Source organism: Lutispora saccharofermentans, from assembly GCF_024363565.1.
Lineage (GTDB): Bacteria > Bacillota > Clostridia > Lutisporales > Lutisporaceae > Lutispora > Lutispora saccharofermentans.
The window spans coordinates 144451-163689 of record NZ_JAJEKE010000002.1; the positions used below are offsets into that span (position 1 = coordinate 144451).

13 protein-coding genes are annotated in these 19239 nt (G+C 40.0%); 9 read left to right on the top strand and 4 right to left on the bottom strand.

Features of this window, described 5'->3' with window-relative positions; genetic code table 11:
* Nucleotides 1–22: 22 nt before the first annotated feature.
* The 4 genes from LJD61_RS03595 to LJD61_RS03610 are packed head-to-tail and all read right to left on the bottom strand — an operon-like array spanning nucleotide 23 to nucleotide 6030.
* Complete coding sequence (locus LJD61_RS03595; RefSeq protein ID WP_255226141.1) at nucleotides 23–3124, bottom strand: type I restriction endonuclease subunit R; 3102 nt, start codon at nucleotides 3122–3124, stop codon at nucleotides 23–25.
* Entirely contained in the window at nucleotides 3121–4239 is a 1119-nt protein-coding gene (locus LJD61_RS03600; protein ID WP_255226142.1) for a restriction endonuclease subunit S, read from the bottom strand. The genes LJD61_RS03595 and LJD61_RS03600 overlap by 4 nt, the downstream gene beginning before the upstream one ends.
* On the bottom strand, nucleotides 4236–5804 hold the full coding sequence (locus LJD61_RS03605; RefSeq protein WP_255226143.1) for a type I restriction-modification system subunit M: 1569 nt from the start codon (nucleotides 5802–5804) through the stop codon (nucleotides 4236–4238). Before LJD61_RS03605 ends, LJD61_RS03600 begins: the two co-directional genes overlap by 4 nt.
* Before the next feature lie 4 nt (nucleotides 5805–5808).
* The gene (locus LJD61_RS03610) at nucleotides 5809–6030 is read right to left on the bottom strand and encodes a helix-turn-helix domain-containing protein (RefSeq protein WP_013810668.1); all 222 of its coding nucleotides are present in this window, start codon (nucleotides 6028–6030) and stop codon (nucleotides 5809–5811) included.
* Nucleotides 6031–6655: 625 nt separating this feature from the next.
* On the opposite strand from LJD61_RS03610, the gene LJD61_RS03615 reads away from it, so the two are divergent.
* From LJD61_RS03615 to secA, 9 genes are all read left to right on the top strand, one after another.
* Complete coding sequence (locus LJD61_RS03615) at nucleotides 6656–8974, top strand: phage/plasmid primase, P4 family (RefSeq protein ID WP_456298959.1); 2319 nt, start codon at nucleotides 6656–6658, stop codon at nucleotides 8972–8974.
* Nucleotides 8975–9246: 272 nt separating this feature from the next.
* Nucleotides 9247–10146, top strand: a complete 900-nt coding sequence (locus LJD61_RS03620; protein WP_255226145.1) for a phage major capsid protein — start codon at nucleotides 9247–9249, stop codon at nucleotides 10144–10146.
* Nucleotides 10147–10220: 74 nt separating this feature from the next.
* On the top strand, nucleotides 10221–10424 hold the full coding sequence (locus LJD61_RS03625) for a transposon-encoded TnpW family protein (protein ID WP_024833073.1): 204 nt from the start codon (nucleotides 10221–10223) through the stop codon (nucleotides 10422–10424).
* 57 nt (nucleotides 10425–10481) lie between these two features.
* Nucleotides 10482–12134, top strand: coding sequence for a DUF4368 domain-containing protein (locus LJD61_RS03630; protein WP_255226146.1), 1653 nt, complete (start codon nucleotides 10482–10484; stop codon nucleotides 12132–12134).
* A 580-nt stretch (nucleotides 12135–12714) separates the two neighbouring features.
* A complete protein-coding gene (hpf, locus tag LJD61_RS03635; protein ID WP_255226147.1) occupies nucleotides 12715–13245 on the top strand; it encodes a ribosome hibernation-promoting factor, HPF/YfiA family in 531 nt (176 codons plus the stop codon).
* A 188-nt stretch (nucleotides 13246–13433) separates the two neighbouring features.
* Nucleotides 13434–14066 (top strand): hypothetical protein, encoded by a 633-nt coding sequence (locus LJD61_RS03640; RefSeq protein ID WP_255226148.1) that lies wholly within the window; start codon nucleotides 13434–13436, stop codon nucleotides 14064–14066.
* 202 nt (nucleotides 14067–14268) lie between these two features.
* Nucleotides 14269–15534 carry an HD-GYP domain-containing protein gene (locus LJD61_RS03645; RefSeq protein WP_255226149.1) on the top strand — a complete coding sequence of 422 codons (1266 nt, stop codon included), beginning with the start codon at nucleotides 14269–14271 and terminating at the stop codon, nucleotides 15532–15534.
* Entirely contained in the window at nucleotides 15524–16093 is a 570-nt protein-coding gene (locus LJD61_RS03650; RefSeq protein WP_255226150.1) for a DUF5317 domain-containing protein, read from the top strand. Before LJD61_RS03645 ends, LJD61_RS03650 begins: the two co-directional genes overlap by 11 nt.
* 438 nt (nucleotides 16094–16531) lie before the next feature.
* Nucleotides 16532–19126, top strand: a complete 2595-nt coding sequence (gene secA, locus LJD61_RS03655) for a preprotein translocase subunit SecA (RefSeq protein ID WP_255226151.1) — start codon at nucleotides 16532–16534, stop codon at nucleotides 19124–19126.
* Nucleotides 19127–19239: the final 113 nt, after the last annotated feature.

Here is a 19239-nt window from a genome sequence, read left to right on the forward strand (position 1 = left end):
TGAATTAGCGATTGATATTAATCTATATCAACCCTAAATACTTCTCAAAGAATAACATTAGTTTTTCGATAATTCCTTGTTTTTTCGCGGCTCTGCCTCCGCCAAAGCGAGATATAGGTGGCATGATTTTATCAATGGCTGTACCGGTTGTTTTAAGTATCCCATCTCGGAAAGCATTGTCGATGAATCGGCGGGTTTCTTCAGGCTTTAACTTTTCTTCTTCTATAATTGCTGAAATATCCGCTTCCTTACGCTCATGGAGGAATTTACGCCAATCTTCATCTACTTTGGTCGATACATTGACTTGCTCAATAAAACGCTCGATAAGTTCTTTCTTACTTCGAAGTTCAATACTCGAATTGATAGCCTTATCAATGGTCGTAAGAATGGTTTTATCCTTGCAGCTGGATTGTTGATATTTGGCTACAAGCATAAGGATGTAGTCAATATTTACCTCTATCTGTTTGACCAGTTCAATCTCGAAAACTATGTCATCATTGATAGTTTCTTTGTCACCATCAGCACCTTTTCTATATTCCTGATACAGGTCAATATAAATGCTCTGATAGTCCTGAAAATCCCTTTCAGATAAAATCTCATTTCCTTCAAAGTCATCGAAAGAAGTAAGAATATTTCTGAGCCTGAGTATTGCTCCATATAACCGGATAAAGTCTTTTTCTGCTTCTTCCCCCAGAATAGGTTGACCAAGGGGATACTGTGTTGTAAGATTTACAATCAGTTCTGCATAGCCCGGCTTATATTCACCTTTATCATCATAGCCGTTATAGTATTCTTCGTATGTTTTTAGCAGTACAATACCGCCTGCATCCTTATTGCCGAATAGTGCAATAGCTTTGTCTGTTTCTTCTTTCAAATCTCGGAAACAAACGATATTACCATAAGTCTTAACGCTGTTTAGGATGCGGTTAGTTCTTGAAAAAGCCTGAATCAGTCCATGCTGCCGCAGATTTTTGTCTACCCATAGCGTATTAAGGGTTGTTGCATCAAAGCCTGTCAGGAACATATTGACAACAATCAATATATCAATCTCCCGATTCTTTACACGAAGAGAGAGGTCTTTATAATAATTTTGGAACTTGTCCGAGGAGGTATCGTAATTTGTGCTAAATGTGGAATTGTAATCTCGGATAGCCGCATCAAGAAAATCCCTGGAGCTCTGGTCGAGGTTTTCCATATTAAAATCCTCTTCAGGAAGCAGTCCATCTGGCTCCTCCTCATTTGCACTAAAACTGAAAATAGTTGCAATGGTAAGGTTACGGTTCTTTTCCGCTATCTGCTTCTTAAACTCTTTATAGTATCTGATTGCCATTGGGATGGATGCAGCAGCAAATATAGAGTTAAAACCGGCAACTCGCCTTGTTTCACGCTTTTCTATCATCTTTTTAGGGTTGTGCTTATCTGCTTCTTCCCATTTCGCAGAGAATGTATAATAACTATTGCGCTTCGTCTTCTGATCAAAGTGTTCAAGAACGTAAGAAACAATTTCACTGATTCGCTGTGGATCTGCTAAGGCTTTTTCCCTATCTATGCTATAGACTTTTTTATCATTAACGTAATCAGGCATCTTAATGGTATTGATAAAATCTATTCTAAAAGGCAGAACATTCCCATCATTGATGGCATCCACAATGGTATAAGTATGCAGTTTTTCTCCAAAAGCCTGCTCGGTTGTGCGAAGCAGTGGGTTACCTCCTGAACTAGCATTGGCAGCAAAAATCGGAGTTCCCGTAAAGCCGAAGATATGGTAGTTCTTAAAACTCTTCGTGATAGCTTGATGCATTTCACCAAATTGGGAACGGTGGCACTCATCAAAAATCAGTACCACGTGTTTCTTATAAATATCATGCTGTTTGTTTTTACGTATAAATATATCCAGCTTCTGAATAGTGGTTACAATGATTTTGTATTCATGAGGATTTCCTTTTTCGTCCCTGTCTTCCAATTGTCTTTGAAGAACTCTTGTGGACGTATTACCGTTAGCTGCTCCCTTTTCAAAACGGTCATATTCCTTCATCGTCTGATAGTCCAGATCTTTACGGTCAACAACAAACAGCACCTTGTCTATGTAAGGCAAGGCAGAAGCTAATTGGGCTGTCTTAAAACTGGTCAATGTCTTACCAGAGCCTGTTGTATGCCAAATATATCCTCCAGCTGCAGTTGTGCCCATCTTCTTGTAGTTGGTTGATACTACAATACGTGATAAGATACGTTCCGCAGCAGCTATTTGATAAGGACGCATTACAAGGAGCAGGTCTTCAGATGTGAAAATACAATATTTTGTTAGAATATTTAAGAGGGTATGCTTGGCAAAAAATGTTTTAGTAAAGTCCACAAGATCAGGAATAATTTTGTTGTTTGCATCTGCCCAAAAGCTGGTAAACTCAAAGCTATTACTCGTTTTTTTACTTCTTCGTCGCTCACTGCTACTTTGCTCCTTGATATGAGCATTTCTTGTGGTGTTACTATAATACTTTGTATGTGTGCCATTGGAGATTACAAATATTTGCACATACTCAAATAAACCAGAAGCCGCCCAAAAACTGTCACGCTGGTATCTTTTTATCTGGTTGAAGGCTTCTCGGATAGCAACACCGCGCCTCTTTAACTCCACATGAACCAGCGGAAGTCCGTTTACAAGTATGGTCACATCATATCGGGTTTCATGTTTGCCGCCTGCTTCTTCGTATTGATTAATAACCTGCAAACGATTGTTATGGATATTCTTCTTATCCAAAAGGTATATGTTCTTTGTTGTTCCATCTTCTCGTTTTAGAATCTGGATATGGTCATCCTGAATTTTTCTGGTTTTTTCAACAATTCCTTCATTTGTATTGGCAATACATTCTGTGAAAAATCTATCCCATTCACTGTCAGTAAATGTAAAATCATTAAGCACTTCAAGTTGTTTTCGGAGATTTTCTATCAATGAAGCTTCATTGTGTACTGAAATATATTCATATCCTTGGGAAGTTAGTTGCCTGATAAACTCCCGCTCAAGTTCTGCCTCGCTCTGATACTTTTCAGGTCGGACATTATATTCAGCTGCATATTCAGCAACAACAGTTGCTTCGTCAGTACTGGCAACGATGTTGTAAATGCTCATGCCGTCACCTCCTTGAAAGATAACAGTTTATCTCTGTAATATTCATATTGCTTTTGCCGTGCTTCGATTTCGGCAGGAATGCCGCTAGTTAAGTCGTTACACAAAGCGTCAAAACGGTCAAGAATGGCGACAATGCGTTTCTGTTCTTCAAAAGGCGGTATTAATACACGTGGTTTTTTTAATATTTCATAAGAAACAAATGGTTGTGACCCACTCTTTGCTTGAGCCCTAAAATCTTGTAGCAAAAGCAAATAGTATGCATACCTGCTATGAACACTATTGTTTTTTAGTTTACAAATAACCCCATTATACGTTACAAAGTGCTTTCCATATCCCCAGTTTACAATTCCCGCATATGCACCAATATGGCCAATTACAGGTGCATCTTCGCTGTTATATTCAAAATGTGTTCCTACAATCCCGTTACTTCCATAAACAGGATATTCACCTCCATTTGTAGGAATTACATTGCCCTTTCCATATTGAAAATCGTAAATATCTCCTAAAGACATTTCCGTAATAGTTTTTCTATCATGCCAATGTTTTAGTTGCATAATTTCATTGCGGTAATACTCATACTGCTTTCTTCTTGCTGTAAGCTCTGCTGTAAGCTCTGCTGTAAGCTCTGCTGTAAGCTCTGTGAAATTGTCCAGAATACGGACAATTTCCTGCTGAACAGCTAGAGGGGGAAGGGGGATTGGGATTTCCTCCATATTCCCCTTATTTAGTTTAGCTCTTGTTCCTCCGGTCAAGAAGGGGATAAAATTAAAACTTGTTAAGTAGTAATATAAAAACTTGGTATCTAGATCCTTACGGCCTTTTATAACATGGACATGGTTGTTAGCCCAAAAGAAACCATCTACATATTGTACAGAATAATTTTCAAGACTTGCAGAGCCATCTTCTGCAATTAGTACATATTGTCCATAGTGCGTATATCCCTCAACATAATCTTGGATATTGTTAGCACCATAATACGGAGTGTCACCTGGTATGCGTAATGATGATTTAACAGGCTTCCGTTTATTGTCCTCTATATCACAACATTCCGCAAGTCGAACATACTCCACTCCATCTGGACAAAGTTCAGCAATCAATTCATCTAACCTACTCATTTGCTCACCTCGATTTCCGCAATAATCTTATCTATTTCTTCCCTTAAAACCTGCTCTCTCGCCACAATCTTTTCTATCTCAGCATTGAGGGCAACAATATCAATCTTTTCTCTCGTATCCTCTTGTTCCACATATGTTGAAACAGACAGGTTATAATCCTCTTCAGCAATTTCGCTGTTTGGCACAAGCCTAGCAAAATGCTCAATATCTTTTCTATCTTTGAATGCGTTAAGAATGGTCTCAATATTTTCCTGTGTCAGCTTGTTGTTATTCGTAACCTTTACAAATTCCTTTGATGCATCGATAAATAAGGTACTATTTTCTGATTTAGACTTCTTCAGCACCATAATGCAGGTAGCAATGCTGGTACCATAGAACAAGTTATCCGGTAACTGAATGATACAGTCGATATAGTTATTATCAATCAGGTATTGTCTGATTTTCTTTTCAGCGCCTCCGCGGTACATTACACCGGGGAAACAAACGATAGCCGCTGTTCCGTTTGTTGCAAGCCAAGAAAGACTATGCATGATAAAAGCAAGGTCTGCCTTGGATTTAGGAGCCAATACTCCCGCTGGAGAAAAGCGAGGGTCATTAATCAAAATAGGATCATTGTCGCCCTTCCATTTAATAGAGTAAGGTGGATTTGATACAATGGCTTCAAAAGGCTCATCATCCCAATGTTGCGGATCTGTTAGTGTGTCCCCAAGGGCAATATCAAATTTGTCATAATCAATATCGTGCAGGAACATATTAATTCTGCACAGGTTGTAGGTTGTAATGTTGATTTCTTGACCGAAAAATCCCTGACGTACATTTTCTTTTCCCAAAATTTTTGCAAACTTTAGCAGTAGAGAGCCAGAACCGCAAGCGGGGTCATATACCTTGTTGACTTCAGTTTTTCCTACTAATGTTAAGTGGGTAAGGAGTTCAGAAACCTCCTGCGGCGTATAGTATTCACCACCACTTTTTCCTGCATTGGATGCATACATACCCATTAAAAATTCATAAGCATCACCGAATGCATCTATAGTATTGTCTTTGTAATCTCCCAGCTTCATTTCTCCAACAGAATTCATTAGCTTAACCAGCTTTTCATTACGCTTTACTACAGTGTTACCTAGCTTATTGCTGTTAACATCAATATCGTCAAACAGACCTTTGAAATTATCTTCACTCTCTGTTCCTTGCGCAGATGCTTCTATATTACTGAAAACCTGTTCCAGTGTTTCATTTAAGTTTTCATCGTCCTTTGCACGAGCTCGGACATTTTCAAAAAGTTCGCTGGGTAAAATAAAGAAGCCCTTTGTCTTAACTAAATCCTCTCGTGCCTGTTCTGCTTCTTCGTCGGATAGCTTAGCATAATCAAATTCCGTATTGCCAGCTTCCCATTCTCCGGCGTTAATATAGGCAGTAATATTTTCAGATATGTAGCGGTAAAACAGCATACCTAGAACATATTGCTTAAAGTCCCATCCATCTACACTGCCTCTTAGATCATTTGCCATATTCCATATCGTGCGGTGTAATTCCGCCCGTTCCTGTTCTTTTCTGTTATTTTCCATAACTCTACTCCCTTTCTTCAACCATATTAGGCACTAATTCCATGATATCTTTAAAATCAACGCCAAGCGCCGTACAAACCTTTACAAGAACATCCATACTGACATATTCGTTTTTAGAAAGCTTTGAAATTGACGATGGACTTATTCCCGCAGCAGCTTGCAAATCTTTCTTCTTCATATCGCGGTCTATCAACAATTTCCAAAGCTTTTTATAGCTAACGGTCATCTTGGTCACCTCTTTATATATGTTTTTTCCATTATAGCACATTTTCTTCAAAAATAACATGATAATTCTGTGTTTGTGAAGTAATTTTACAATGTTAACAAAAATAATGATAGTTGTATATGTCTTTCTTTTTTACTTTATTCAAATAAATACTTTTAGACAAAAAAGTCGGAAACTCTAATTGAAAAATCCAAAACTACAGCATTCAGCCTCCTTAAACTTAATATCGCTTTAGCTCAAATTTGAGCAAAAGCATAAGCATTACAGCCGTCTTTTCTGGAAAATAGACAGGCTGTTTTTTTATTTTAGGGGTTCGAATCAATAGAATTCTTCGCTTATGGATGAGGAAGAAAATATTTTTCTAAAATCCTCAACTAATGTGTTCTACCAAGGCTATAAGGTGAGAGGAAAAACAATCCCCCAATAAAAGCATAGTTTTTCTCTCACTGCTCCTTGACAACTGAATACCCCGAAATGCAAGAGATACTTCAAGCAGAATATGCCATGACGATAATTCCGAGCGTATTCCTTGAAAGATAACGAGGTTGTGTCAAACAAGGCAAACCCTCTGGAACCGTAGCGTTTCGGGCCATTTATAACAGGCAAGGAGGTGAAATAACTGAATATACAATATGAAAACTTGCCGCAGGTGCTTAAAGATAAGCCACAGTTTTGCTGTTGGAAATATGAAGAACGAAGTGGTAGAAAAACCAAAGTTCCCTATAACCCGGTAACAGGAAAAAGGGCAAAAGCAGATCAGCGGAGTACATTTTTAGATTTTAGTTCGGCGGTAGCTGCTATAAGTGATTATGACGGTATCGGCTTTTTGGTGGGTAATGACATATGTGTTATCGACTTAGATGATTGCTTTGATAGCAGCGGTAAGCTTAAGCCTATTTCCCAAATTGTTGTAGAGGCTTTTAGTGGTTGTTATATGGAACACAGTCCATCTGAAAAAGGGCTTCATATTTTCTTTAAGGCCACAGGCTTTAACTTTGACAAAACAAAATACTATGTCAACAACAGAAAGCTGGGAGTTGAGGTCTATGTGGGCGGAGCAACAAATCGTTTTGTTACCGTAACAGGCAATGTATATGCAGATGGTGATATAGCGGAGAAATCGAATGAACTACAGATGATACTAGACAAGTATATGCTACGTCCTACCACTGTGAAGCAACTTCTGGATACAGAAAGTCAATCCTATCTGTCTGACAAGTCTGTTATTGAGAAGGCTTTAAAATCGGCAAATGGAGAAAGGTTCAAAGCATTATGGCAAGGGGATACATCAGGCTATGCTTCTGCCAGTGAAGCTGATTTGGCACTTTGCGGTATGCTGGCATTTTGGTGTGGCAGGGATATTGGACAGATGGACAGACTATTCCGGCAGAGCGGCCTAATGCGGGATAAATGGAATAGACCACAGTCTGGCAGTACTTATGGAATAATAACCATAGAAAAAGCAATCGCAAATGCTACTGAAATATATAAACCAGGTGGCAAGCGTTCATCAGCTACAGAGGATTTTGGTGAATGTTCTCTTACTGGCTTTAAGCCTGAGAGTAACGATCGCTACCCTTGGACGGATATTGGGGCAAGCAGGCTGTTTGCTGATTATTATAAATCTTTTGCCCGCTTTGTTCCCGAAAGGAAAATGTGGTTTTGCTATGAAAATGGCATTTGGATTCCTGATGTCGGTAATCTCAAAGTGATGGAAATGTGTAAATCATTGGCTAACCAACTGCTAACCTATGCTTTGACTATTCAGGATGAACATCAAAGAAAGGCATACATTGACTATTGCCGAAAGTGGCAGTCAAGAAGATACCGAGAAACGGTACTTAAAGATGCACAGAGTGTATATCCCATAGCAATGGCTGAATTTGACCAAGAACCGCAGGTTCTCAACTGTTCCAATGGCACATTGTTTTTAATGCCTATGGATTTTCGTCCCCATAACAGCGAGGACAGGCTTACAAAGATATCTGGTGTTAAATATGACCCAGAAGCAAAAAGTGAGCGATGGGATAGATTTATTCATGAGATTATGAGCGGAGATGAGGAAAAGGCAAAATTCCTCCAAAAAGCCTTTGGCTACAGTATCAGCGGAGACACTCGGTATGAATGCCTGTTTGTTCTCTATGGTGCTACAACTCGAAATGGTAAAGGTACGCTATGTGAGAGCGTTCTTAAGGTGTTAGGCAGTTATGGCTGTACCGCAAGGCCGGAGACTATCAGTCTGAAAAAGAACAATAACAGTTCAAGTCCAAGTGAAGATATTGCCCGGCTTGCAGGAGTACGCTTTGTGAATATCTCCGAACCTAGCAGAGGACTTGTCTTAAATGCTGCACAGGTAAAAAGCATGACGGGTGGTGACACCATCAACGCAAGGTTTCTACATGAGAATTCTTTTGACTTTTCACCAAAGTTTAAGCTGTATATCAACACCAATTATCTGCCCGTTATTACGGATATGACGCTGTTTTCCAGTGGCAGAGTGGTGATTATCCCTTTTGAACGACACTTCGATGAAAGCGAGCAGGATAAAAACTTAAAACGCGAATTCGCCAAAGCGAAGAATCAGAGTGCTATCCTTAACTGGCTAATTGAAGGCTATCAGCTGTTAAAGAAGGAAGGCTTGACTTTACCTAATTCCGTTAAGACAGCCACGGAGGCTTATAAGCGTGACAGCGATAAAATAGCATTATTTTTCGAGGATGCCTTGGAGGAAAGTCCTAACAGTGAGGTGCGGACATCCGAAGTGTATGGCCGGTATCAGCGTTGGTGCAGTGCCAATGGCTGTTATTCGGAGAATGCAAGAAACTTCAAACAAGCATTAACAGCTATCGCCCGTGTAGAACGGAAACGACCACGTTCTGGTGGTGGAATGACCACAATGCTTATCGGATATAAGCTGACTGAAGAAGAATTTCTTCTTATTTAAACACAGTGTAGCAGCTTGTAGCAAGAAAAACAGGTTATATAAAAAATCGCTCTCGTATAGAGAGTTTAGTTTTTACCTGCTACATCTTGCTACAAAGCTTAAAACCAGTGAAAACAATGGATACAACTCCATGTGTTAATACCTGCCCCTAGGGGAGGTCAAATCTCCACACTTTTTCATCTGGACAACGGGCGTGGGGCAACGTGTAAAAAAACGCGGTTTCAAACGGGGTATATACCCCACATTTAATAAAATTTAGGAGGTAAAGGATTATGGCAACATCAACAACTTATAATAGAGCGTTTTGGAATGTTATGAAAGGAAAAGAAGAAAACAATCAAAATCTAAGCGAGGGCTTTGATAATGTAGGAGCCTATGTCGCACCAGATGAGTTCAGAGAAGGCTTTAACACTGCTTTGGCAAAGGAGAATATATTCCGCAGATTTGCTACTGTTATCAATCTATCTTCTGCAGAAGGTAAAATTCAAGCGGTATCATCAACGGGTACAGCAGATTGGATTGAAGACGGAGATCCAATCCCTGAAAGTGCCGATGCATTTACACAGTTTCTGGTGAAATCATACAAGCTGGCATCTCTTGTCAAGCTAAACCGCTCATTCGTCACTGATATGAACTTTAATCTTGAAAAATATCTGATGGGTGATTTTGCGAAGCGTTTTGGCAAGGCTGAGGAAAATGCATTGCTTAATGGAAATGGCACAACACAGCCTACAGGTATCCTTACAGCAGATGCAGATGTAACTACAGCAGATAGTGCTATTATCTCTTTTGACGAGATTATTTCGCTGTATTTTTCATTAAAAGATGAATACCGAAATAACGCTGTGTTTATCATGCACGATAATACTGCCATGCTTCTTAGAACCCTTAAAAATACAAATGGCAGTTATCTGTGGAATTCTTCAGATAACACCATTTTCGGAAAGCCTGTAGTTACCTCTCCATATATGCCTACATTATCTGCAGGAGCGAAAAGCATTGTATTTGGAGATTTATCATACTACTGGCTGATTGAGCGTCAACCAATAACGATAAAAAAATTAAGTGAGTTATATGCATTGCAGGGGCAGATTGGCTTTTCTGCTTACGAGAGATTGGATGGGAAGCTAATTCAACCGGATGCTCTGAAAATATTACAAATAAAAGCTTAAATAATGGATTAGCACTAGATCATTAATTCGGTTCAGTGCCAGTTCCTTCAAAACATCGGACAGGAGGTCACGATATGGAAAATCAAAGTAACAGCCGCACAACCAAATCCGATATCGGAGGTACGGTCTATGTGGTGGAATCACGAGTAAGTGATTCAGCAAAGGAAAGTGCATATTCCAAGCTGAAACGACTGATTACAGTCAACGCAAAAAGCCTTTCAAAGTTATCAGATAGTTCATATAAACCCACGGAAATCAACTCGACTTCTTCAAGGTAGTACGGTAATATACATAGTGCTAAACCGCTTGAAGACTGTCGGAAATGGAGGAGAAAAATGAATAGGCAGTCAACATTTAGCACTATACGTAAATCAACAATAGCATTTGAAGAAGCAAAAATTACTGCTCTTTACTGCAGGCTTTCACGTGATGATGAGCTTGCAGGAGACAGTAACAGCATAGTGAACCAGAAGGCAATACTAAAAAAATATGCTGAGGACAACGGTTTTCGTAACATCGAATTTTATGTGGATGATGGGGTCAGCGGTACAACTTTTGATAGACCAGACTTTAACCGCATGATTGCTGATGTAGAGTCCGGTAGAATTGGAACGATTATCATCAAGGATATGTCACGATTCGGCAGGGATTACCTTAAAGTAGGTTATTACACAGAGATTATGTTTCCTGAAGCAGATGTACGATTCATTGCTATTAACAACGGTATTGATAGTGCAAACCAAGCAGACAGTGACTTTACACCGTTTCTTAACATTATTAATGAATGGTATGCTAAGGATACTAGCAAGAAAATCCGTGCTGTGTTCAAATCCAAGGGACAGTCAGGCAAGCCACTCTGCACCAATCCGCCTTACGGTTATATTAAAGACCCTGAAGACAAGTTGCACTGGATTATAGATGAGAAAGCCACCGAAGTGGTCAGAGATATTTTCCGACTGTGCATGGCTGGCTTTGGACCCACGCAGATAGCAAAGCAACTTGAAAAGCGATGCATTGATACACCTACGGTTCATCTTCGCAAAATGGGTATTAACACTCCAGCAAGACCACCTGAAAACCCATATGCTTGGTCGGCTCGTACCGTAGCAGATATTTTGGCTAAAATGGAATATCTAGGTCACACGGTAAATTTCAAGACTTCTAAAAAGTCCTACAAGAGCAAAGTCAAGATATTGAGCAATCCAGAAGATTGGCTGGTTTTCAAAAATACCCATGAAGCAATTATTGATGAGGGCACTTGGGAAACAGTGCAGAAGATCAGAGATGGCAAGCGAAGACCATCGCGATTAGGTGAAATGGGAATGCTCTCTGGCATGATGTTCTGTGCCGACTGTGGAGCAAAGCTGTATCAGGTTAGAGGCAAGGGATGGACACACGATAAGGAATACTTCGTTTGTGCTACTTACCGCAAGAAAAAGGGTATGTGCAGTTCACATCAGATACGCAATGTTGTAGTGGAACAGCTTTTGCTAGAAGACTTAAGACGTGTAACCTCCTTTGCCAAAGACCATGAACAGGAATTCATCCGTATAGTAATGAATAATTCAGAAAAGGAACTTGCCAAAGAACTCCGCCAAAGTCAAAAGGAGTACGAACAAGCACAGACTCGCATTGCTGACATAGATAAAATCATTCGAAAGCTATATGAAGACAATGTGATGGGCAAAATTCCCGAAGAGCGTTTTTACAAGATGTCGGCTGAATATGAAACCGAGCAGAAGGCACTGGAAGAAAGGATAACCAAATTAAAGCATACCATTGATACAGTAAATGAACAGTCCCTCAATACCGACCGCTTTTTGGCACTGGTTAAAAAGTACACAGAAATTACAGAATTGGATGCAGAGATTATTCGAGAGTTCATTGACAAAATTATAGTATTTAAGGCTGAAAAGGTAGATGGCCGCAGAACTCAGCGGATTCAAATTTTCTATAACTGCATTGGCGCTATCGACTTACCAAAATAAACGAAAAAACGGCATAGCCGAATATCAACGACTATGCCGAATTTTTCAGGAATTATAAATCCCTATCTGACCGCTCCTAATGTGGCTTTTTTATTTACCTTTTTTAATGTATTTATATAAGCGGATAGTAAATTTTTATGCATACGGGATTTTCAGAGGTTTCGACATTTTTTTCTTTCACAGGTAATCAACAATCTTTCAACAGTATTAACCCTGTAAACGCAAGTTATCAACAGACTTATGCACATTATCCACAGGACGGCGGTAATTATATGTGGATAAGATTGTGATTTAGATAAAATTTCCTATTTTTTACGAAAGCCTGAGCAAGCTTTGGTAATACGCAGTTCTTTGTTCTATTATGTAACCTAATAAGTATTCATCACAAATTGACAATTTTTTATAGTTAATAGAAGGACCTGGATTACATAAATATTCCATAATATTATAGAGCTTCAGAGAATAATGAATGTGATAAATATAACTAAATAATGGATAAATAAATGAAGGATTATTTAACCTGATGTAGAATAAATTATATATAAACGGTAGCATAATAGTTGCGAAAGGAGATGTTTTTATGCGCATAAGAGTCAGTGGAAAGAATATTGAAGTAACAAATGCCTTGAAGGAGAGAGTAGAGAAGAAGCTATCCAAATTTGAGAAGTATTTCAATCCTGATACTGAAGCAAACGCAACTTTGACAGTAGAAAAGAACAGACACATTATTGAGGTTACAATTCCCTTTAACGGTGTTATTTTGAGGGGTGAAGAGGCTACCGAGGATATGTACTCATCCATTGACAACGTTGTGGAAAAGCTGGAAAGTCAGATTGCCAAATATAGGACAAAGCTTGAAAGAAAGATAAAAGACGGCAGTGTGAGATTCGAGAATTTCTCCTTTAACCAAGAAGAAGATGATGATGATGAGCCCAAAATAGTTAAGACCAAGAGATTTGCCATGAAACCTATGCCTGTGGAAGAAGCGGTTCTGCAAATGGAGCTTTTGGGGCACAGCTTCTTTATGTTTCATAATGCAGAGAGCGATGAAGTCAATGTGGTCTACAAGAGAAAAGACGGAGATTACGGTTTAATAGAACCGGAGTTTTAGCAAAAAGGCTTCTATTTTAGAAGCCTTTTTTATTGTAAAGTCATTTGTCAGCCTTCTGTCTTATGGCAAATATAATAAGCACCGGACGTTTATAGTCCGGCTTGTTCATTTTTTTGCCAATAAAGAGGAATTGACAAGTTTTGGTCGAATATAATAACAGATCGATGATATCTATAGGGGTGAATTTTGTGGATGATAATAAAATTGCGTTGGAAGACGAGATAAAATCTCTGGTTTGCAGGATTCCGGATGTCTTATCCTGCAAGGTCATACTGGGTGATAAGAACGAGGTTGAAGATATCCACGTTTTATGCTCTACCGGCAGGAATATCAAGCAATTGGTTCGGGATATACAGTCGGCCATCAGTGCAAGATTCAACATGGAAATAGATTATAAAGTGATCAGCGTTGCTCAAATAGAAGAAAATGAGTATAAGGATAACCGTTTGAGAATAGACAGCATATCCATGATGAATATGGATAACAGCCTCAAGGCTACTGTTGTTCTTGATAATGAAGGAAAGACCTTTGAGGGTGTCAGCATCAAAGTAAAATCCACAACCAATAAATATAAGGCTGTTGCTGAGGCTACCATACTGGCTTTAGAGGCTTTTATCAATACCAGCAGCATATTTTATCTCGAAGGCATTGAGAAGGCAAAAATTGCCGGCAGGGATGTTTTTCTCTGTCTGGTTGGATATACATATAAAAATACTGAGAATCTCCTTATAGGCAGCAGTCTAATAAAGACTGACGAAAACGAAGCTGTAGTAAAATCCGCACTCAACGCTTTAAATAGGATGATAAGCAAAATGGTTTAAATTTTGACCGGCATTTTTCTAGCGGAGTGAGTTTGCCTGTTCGATTAGCGGAAGGACAGAGCCTTGAAAAGAAGGAGGGCAAACCGTGAAAAAGATAGTTTCCATATTAATAACTATACTTTCTCTTATATTGGCTGGAGGAGCAAACCAGACCTGGTTCTAAAAACGGAAAATGCCGGTCATTCAACAAAGGAGTGATATGATGCCCCGAAAATTGAAGTATTATGTTTCTTTTATTATAGTATTAGGCGTGCTATTTACGGTGCTCACTTTTAATAGACTGGATGTTTTGGATTTAAAAACTATTCTTTTTTTCCTTGTTTTATCTATTGCAGCAGAGTCCCTTCTTATTCCTACATCAAATCAAAGGGGTATCTCTGTAGGCTTTGCTGTAAGCCTTACTGTATTACTTATTTTGGGAATACCACAAGCTACTTGGATACCGAGTTTAGGAGTAATGTTTAGAGTAGCCTCAAAGGACGGAAAAAGGTATCATATATTCAACACCCCTATATATAAAACTCTGTTCAACGGCGCCAATATAGTTCTTTCATCAGGCTTGGCAGGACTGTGCTATGAAGCATTGGGCGGCATTCCGGGCCAATTGGAATTCATAAATATATTGCCTATGCTTGCAAGCATAGTAGTATATATAATAGTGAATGCCCTTATCATGTCCATATTGATGACCATATTGTCCGGCGACAATTTTTATAAAATGCTGTATACAAATATGATTTGGGTTATCAAAGATTATTTAGCTTTAGCACCTTTAGGAATAATAATGGCTATAGCCTATATCAATTATAAAATACTTGGAGTCCTGTTGTTCTTCGGGCCTTTGCTTTTGGCCAGGTATTCTTTTAAGATGTATGTAGATATGAGAAGCATGTATCTGGATACTGTAAAAGCATTATGCCAAGCTGTAGAAGCCAAGGACCCTTATACTCAGGGCCATTCCCAGAGGGTCAGCGAGCTGGCTTACAAGCTGGGGCAGAGGATGAGACTGTCTCATAAAACCACAGAAAACCTTAAGCTGGCAGGGATGCTTCATGATATAGGCAAGATCGGTGTGGACGAGCATATTTTAAACAAGCCCGGCAGGCTCACCGACGATGAATACGGAAAGATAAAGCTCCATCCGGCCATAGGCTCCAGGATCATTCAGGAGATTGATTTTTTAAAAGCAACCGCTGATATTATACTGAGTCACCATGAGCATTTCGACGGCTCAGGATATCCCAACGGGAAAAGGAAAAGCGAGATTTCCATAGAGTCATGCATCTTATGTGTAGTCGATGTCTATGATGCGCTGACTTCCGACAGACCCTATAGAAATGCCATGACCGATGAGGAAGCTATGGAGATAATAAAGCGGGAGTCGGGGACTTTGTTCAATCCTATAGTAGCCCAGGAATTCATGAATATGATGGGACACAAAGGGGAGGTAGAGAAGGTTGCTGGTTGAAAGTCTGGGAGGAGGCCTGCTGGTAGGAAAGGCCAGGGGAGGGAAATTCTCAAATATATCCTCGGGAGAGATTAGAGGGTGGTATTTTATAGGAGCTTCTTTCTTGGTCGAGTTCTCAGCAGTATATTTTGCTTCCAAAGGCGTTAAATTAGTAGTGGATGGAATACCATTCATCCATTTGCTGTCATATATATTATTATTTTTTGGATTGTTTATGAATCTTGATAAATATCCGTTCTGGATCATCACTGCAGGAGTCTTGCTTAATTTCATAGTCATAATGGCAAACGGAGGGCAAATGCCTATATCAAAGGAAGCCCTTATTTCGGCAGGATTGATCGATAATGCTGCCGCCATAGAACAAGGCAGGATAATAACGCACACCTTGATAAGCGATGCTACAAAGCTTAGATTTCTATCGGATATATTGGCACTGCCAAAGTATTATCCACGGCCCAAGGTATACAGCCTGGGAGATATATTAATGGCGGTAGGAGTATTTATATACATACAGCATCTTATGCTGGGAAAACAGAAAAATAGGCCAATAGGCAAATAGAGGAACGGAGAACACGGATTAACACTGAAAGGACACGGATTTTCACGGAAGGATAGTTTTTATATCTAACCGCGGATTTTCGTGCTTTTTTAATATTAACCGGTGTTTTTCCTTTGTCTATTATTTAAAATTCTGAATTTATAAGGGATGGCACGCAAAAATGTTAGTTCACAGTCAAGCTAAACATGTATTTGCTGAAGAATTTATGGGCTATTTATAGTCTAAAGAGTGTAGTTAAATTGTGTTGTGGAATACTGATATTGATTGAAGATTAAAAGGTTAACCGTGTATTTCCGTGAAATATTCCGTGAAAATCCGTGTTCCCCGTTTTCCTAGACCTAAGAGGAATACCCTCCATTTTTATTGTTATAATAATTTTATTATGTTAAAATTAAATGAATGTTTATTGATATGGAGAATTAATAGGAGTGATGATATATGTCAATTTTGACAAAAATATTCGGCAGCCAGAATGATAGAGAGATAAAAAAGCTGGATAAGCTGGTAGATGAGATCGAAGCTCTTGAGCCAAAAATGCAAGCTCTCAGCGATGAAGAACTCAGAAGCAAAACTGATGAGTTTAAAACCAGGCTTGCCGATGGTGAGACCCTGGATGATCTTTTGACCGAGGCCTTTGCCGTAGTGAGGGAAGCCTCACGAAGAATTTTGGGCATGAGGCATTTCAAAGTCCAGCTCGTAGGCGGCATAGTGCTTCATCAGGGCAGGATCGCGGAGATGAAAACCGGTGAAGGAAAGACCTTAGTAGCTACTTTGCCAGTTTATCTCAATGCACTGGAAGGTAAGGGAGTCCATGTAGTGACGGTAAACGATTACCTGGCAACTCGTGACAGCCAATGGATGGGCAAGGTTTATAATTTCTTGGGATTATCCGTAGGCCTTATAGTCCATGGCCTTGATCATAGCGAAAGGCAGCAGGCTTACAATTCTGATATTACTTACGGTACCAATAATGAATTCGGCTTTGACTATCTCAGGGACAACATGGTTATATACAAAGAGCAGATGGTTCAAAGAGAGCTCAACTTTGCCATAGTGGATGAAGTGGACAGCATTTTGATAGATGAAGCCAGAACTCCTCTTATCATATCCGGTGTCGGTGAGAAATCCACCCACCTTTATTATGTGGCAGACAATTTTGTTAAAACATTAAAGAGAGGTGCCGATACCAAGGATGAGAGCAAGGCGGAGATGCTGAGCAAGTATTTTGAAGGTGAGGAAGAGGACGAAGAAACCATCAAGAATAAAGGGGATTACTCTGTTGATCCCAAGGCAAAGACGGTTATCCTCACTGAAGCGGGAGTGGAAAAGGCAGAAAGATTCTTTGGTGTAGAAAACTTAGCCGATCCGGAAAACATGGAGATACAGCATCACATCAACCAAGCCTTAAAGGCAAGGGCGCTGATGAACAATGACATCGATTATGTGGTTAAGGACGGGGAAGTAATAATAGTAGATGAATTCACCGGAAGGCTCATGTATGGGAGACGGTACAGCGATGGATTGCATCAGGCCATTGAGGCAAAGGAAGGAGTTAAGATAGAGCGAGAAAGCCAGACTCTGGCGACCATAACCTTCCAAAACTATTTCAGGATGTATCAAAAGCTTGCCGGTATGACAGGTACTGCAAAGACCGAGGAAGATGAGTTCAGGGCCATATATAATCTGGATGTTGTAGAGATACCTACAAATAAGCCTATGATAAGAGAAGACCATCCTGATGTTATATATAAAAACGAGAAAGGCAAATTCAATGCTGTAGTAAATGAGATTGCAGAGCTTCATGGGAAGGGCAGGCCTATACTGGTGGGCACCATATCCATAGAAAAGTCGGAGCTTCTGAGCAGCATGCTTAAGAAAAGAGGCATACCTCATGAGGTGCTGAATGCAAAGTACCATGAGAAAGAAGCTGAAATAATAGCCAAAGCCGGACAAATGAACGCTCTCACAATTTCCACCAACATGGCCGGCAGAGGTACGGACATCGTGCTGGGCGAAGGAGTCAAGGAATTGGGAGGCCTTCATATAATAGGCACGGAGAGACACGAATCCAGGCGTATAGACAACCAGCTGAGAGGCCGTGCAGGCAGGCAGGGAGACCTGGGCAGCAGCAGGTTCTATATATCTCTGGAAGATGACCTTATGAAGCTTTTCGGCTCAGACAAGATAATGAACCTTATGGAGACAATCGGCATGGAGGAGGATATGCCGATAGAGCACGGGCTCCTCACCAAAGCAATAGAAAATGCCCAGAAGAAGGTTGAATCGAGAAACTTTGATATAAGGAAGCATGTGCTCCAATATGACAATGTAATGAATAAGCAAAGAGAGGTCATATATGCTCAAAGGCGCCAGGTACTGATGGGAGAAGATATTAAGGATTCCATCATGGATATGCTGGAAGAAGTGGTTTCCGATGCGGTAAATAACTTTACGGTAGGAAGCCAATATCCCGAGGAGTGGGATATTGCAGGGCTTCTGGAATATCTCCAGTCGATTTTCCTGCCCAAGAGAGCTTTGAAGGTTGAAGATATCAGCGGCTTGACAAAGGAAGAGCTGAATGATGTTCTGATGGATAGAGCCCTGAAGCTATATGAGGCTAAAGAAGCAGAGGTAGGCTCAGAGAACATGAGAGAGCTGGAGAGGGTTATACTGCTGAAGGTTGTGGACTCTAAGTGGATGGATCATCTGGATGCTATGGATCAGCTGAGAGACGGCATAAACCTCAGAGCCTTTGGACAGCAAGATCCGGTTCAAGCTTATCAGATTGAAGGCTATGATATGTTCCTGGAGCTTATAAAGAATATAAGGCAAGAGACTATAAAATATATATACAGCGTGAATGTGAACAGGATACCGCAAAGGGAGCAGGTTGCGGAAGAAGTCAGCACAAATCAGGAACAAAGCGGCGGCTATAAGCCCGTTGTGAAGGAAGAAAAGATAGGCAGGAATGACCCGTGCCCTTGCGGCAGCGGTAAGAAATATAAAAAATGCTGCGGAAGAAACGAGAACTGAGGAACACGGATTGACACGGAATCTTTCACAGATTAGCACGGAGGGGAACGGAATTAGAATAAAGAATGGGTATTACTGAATTAACATAATGTTATAGTTCAGCCCTCTCAGTT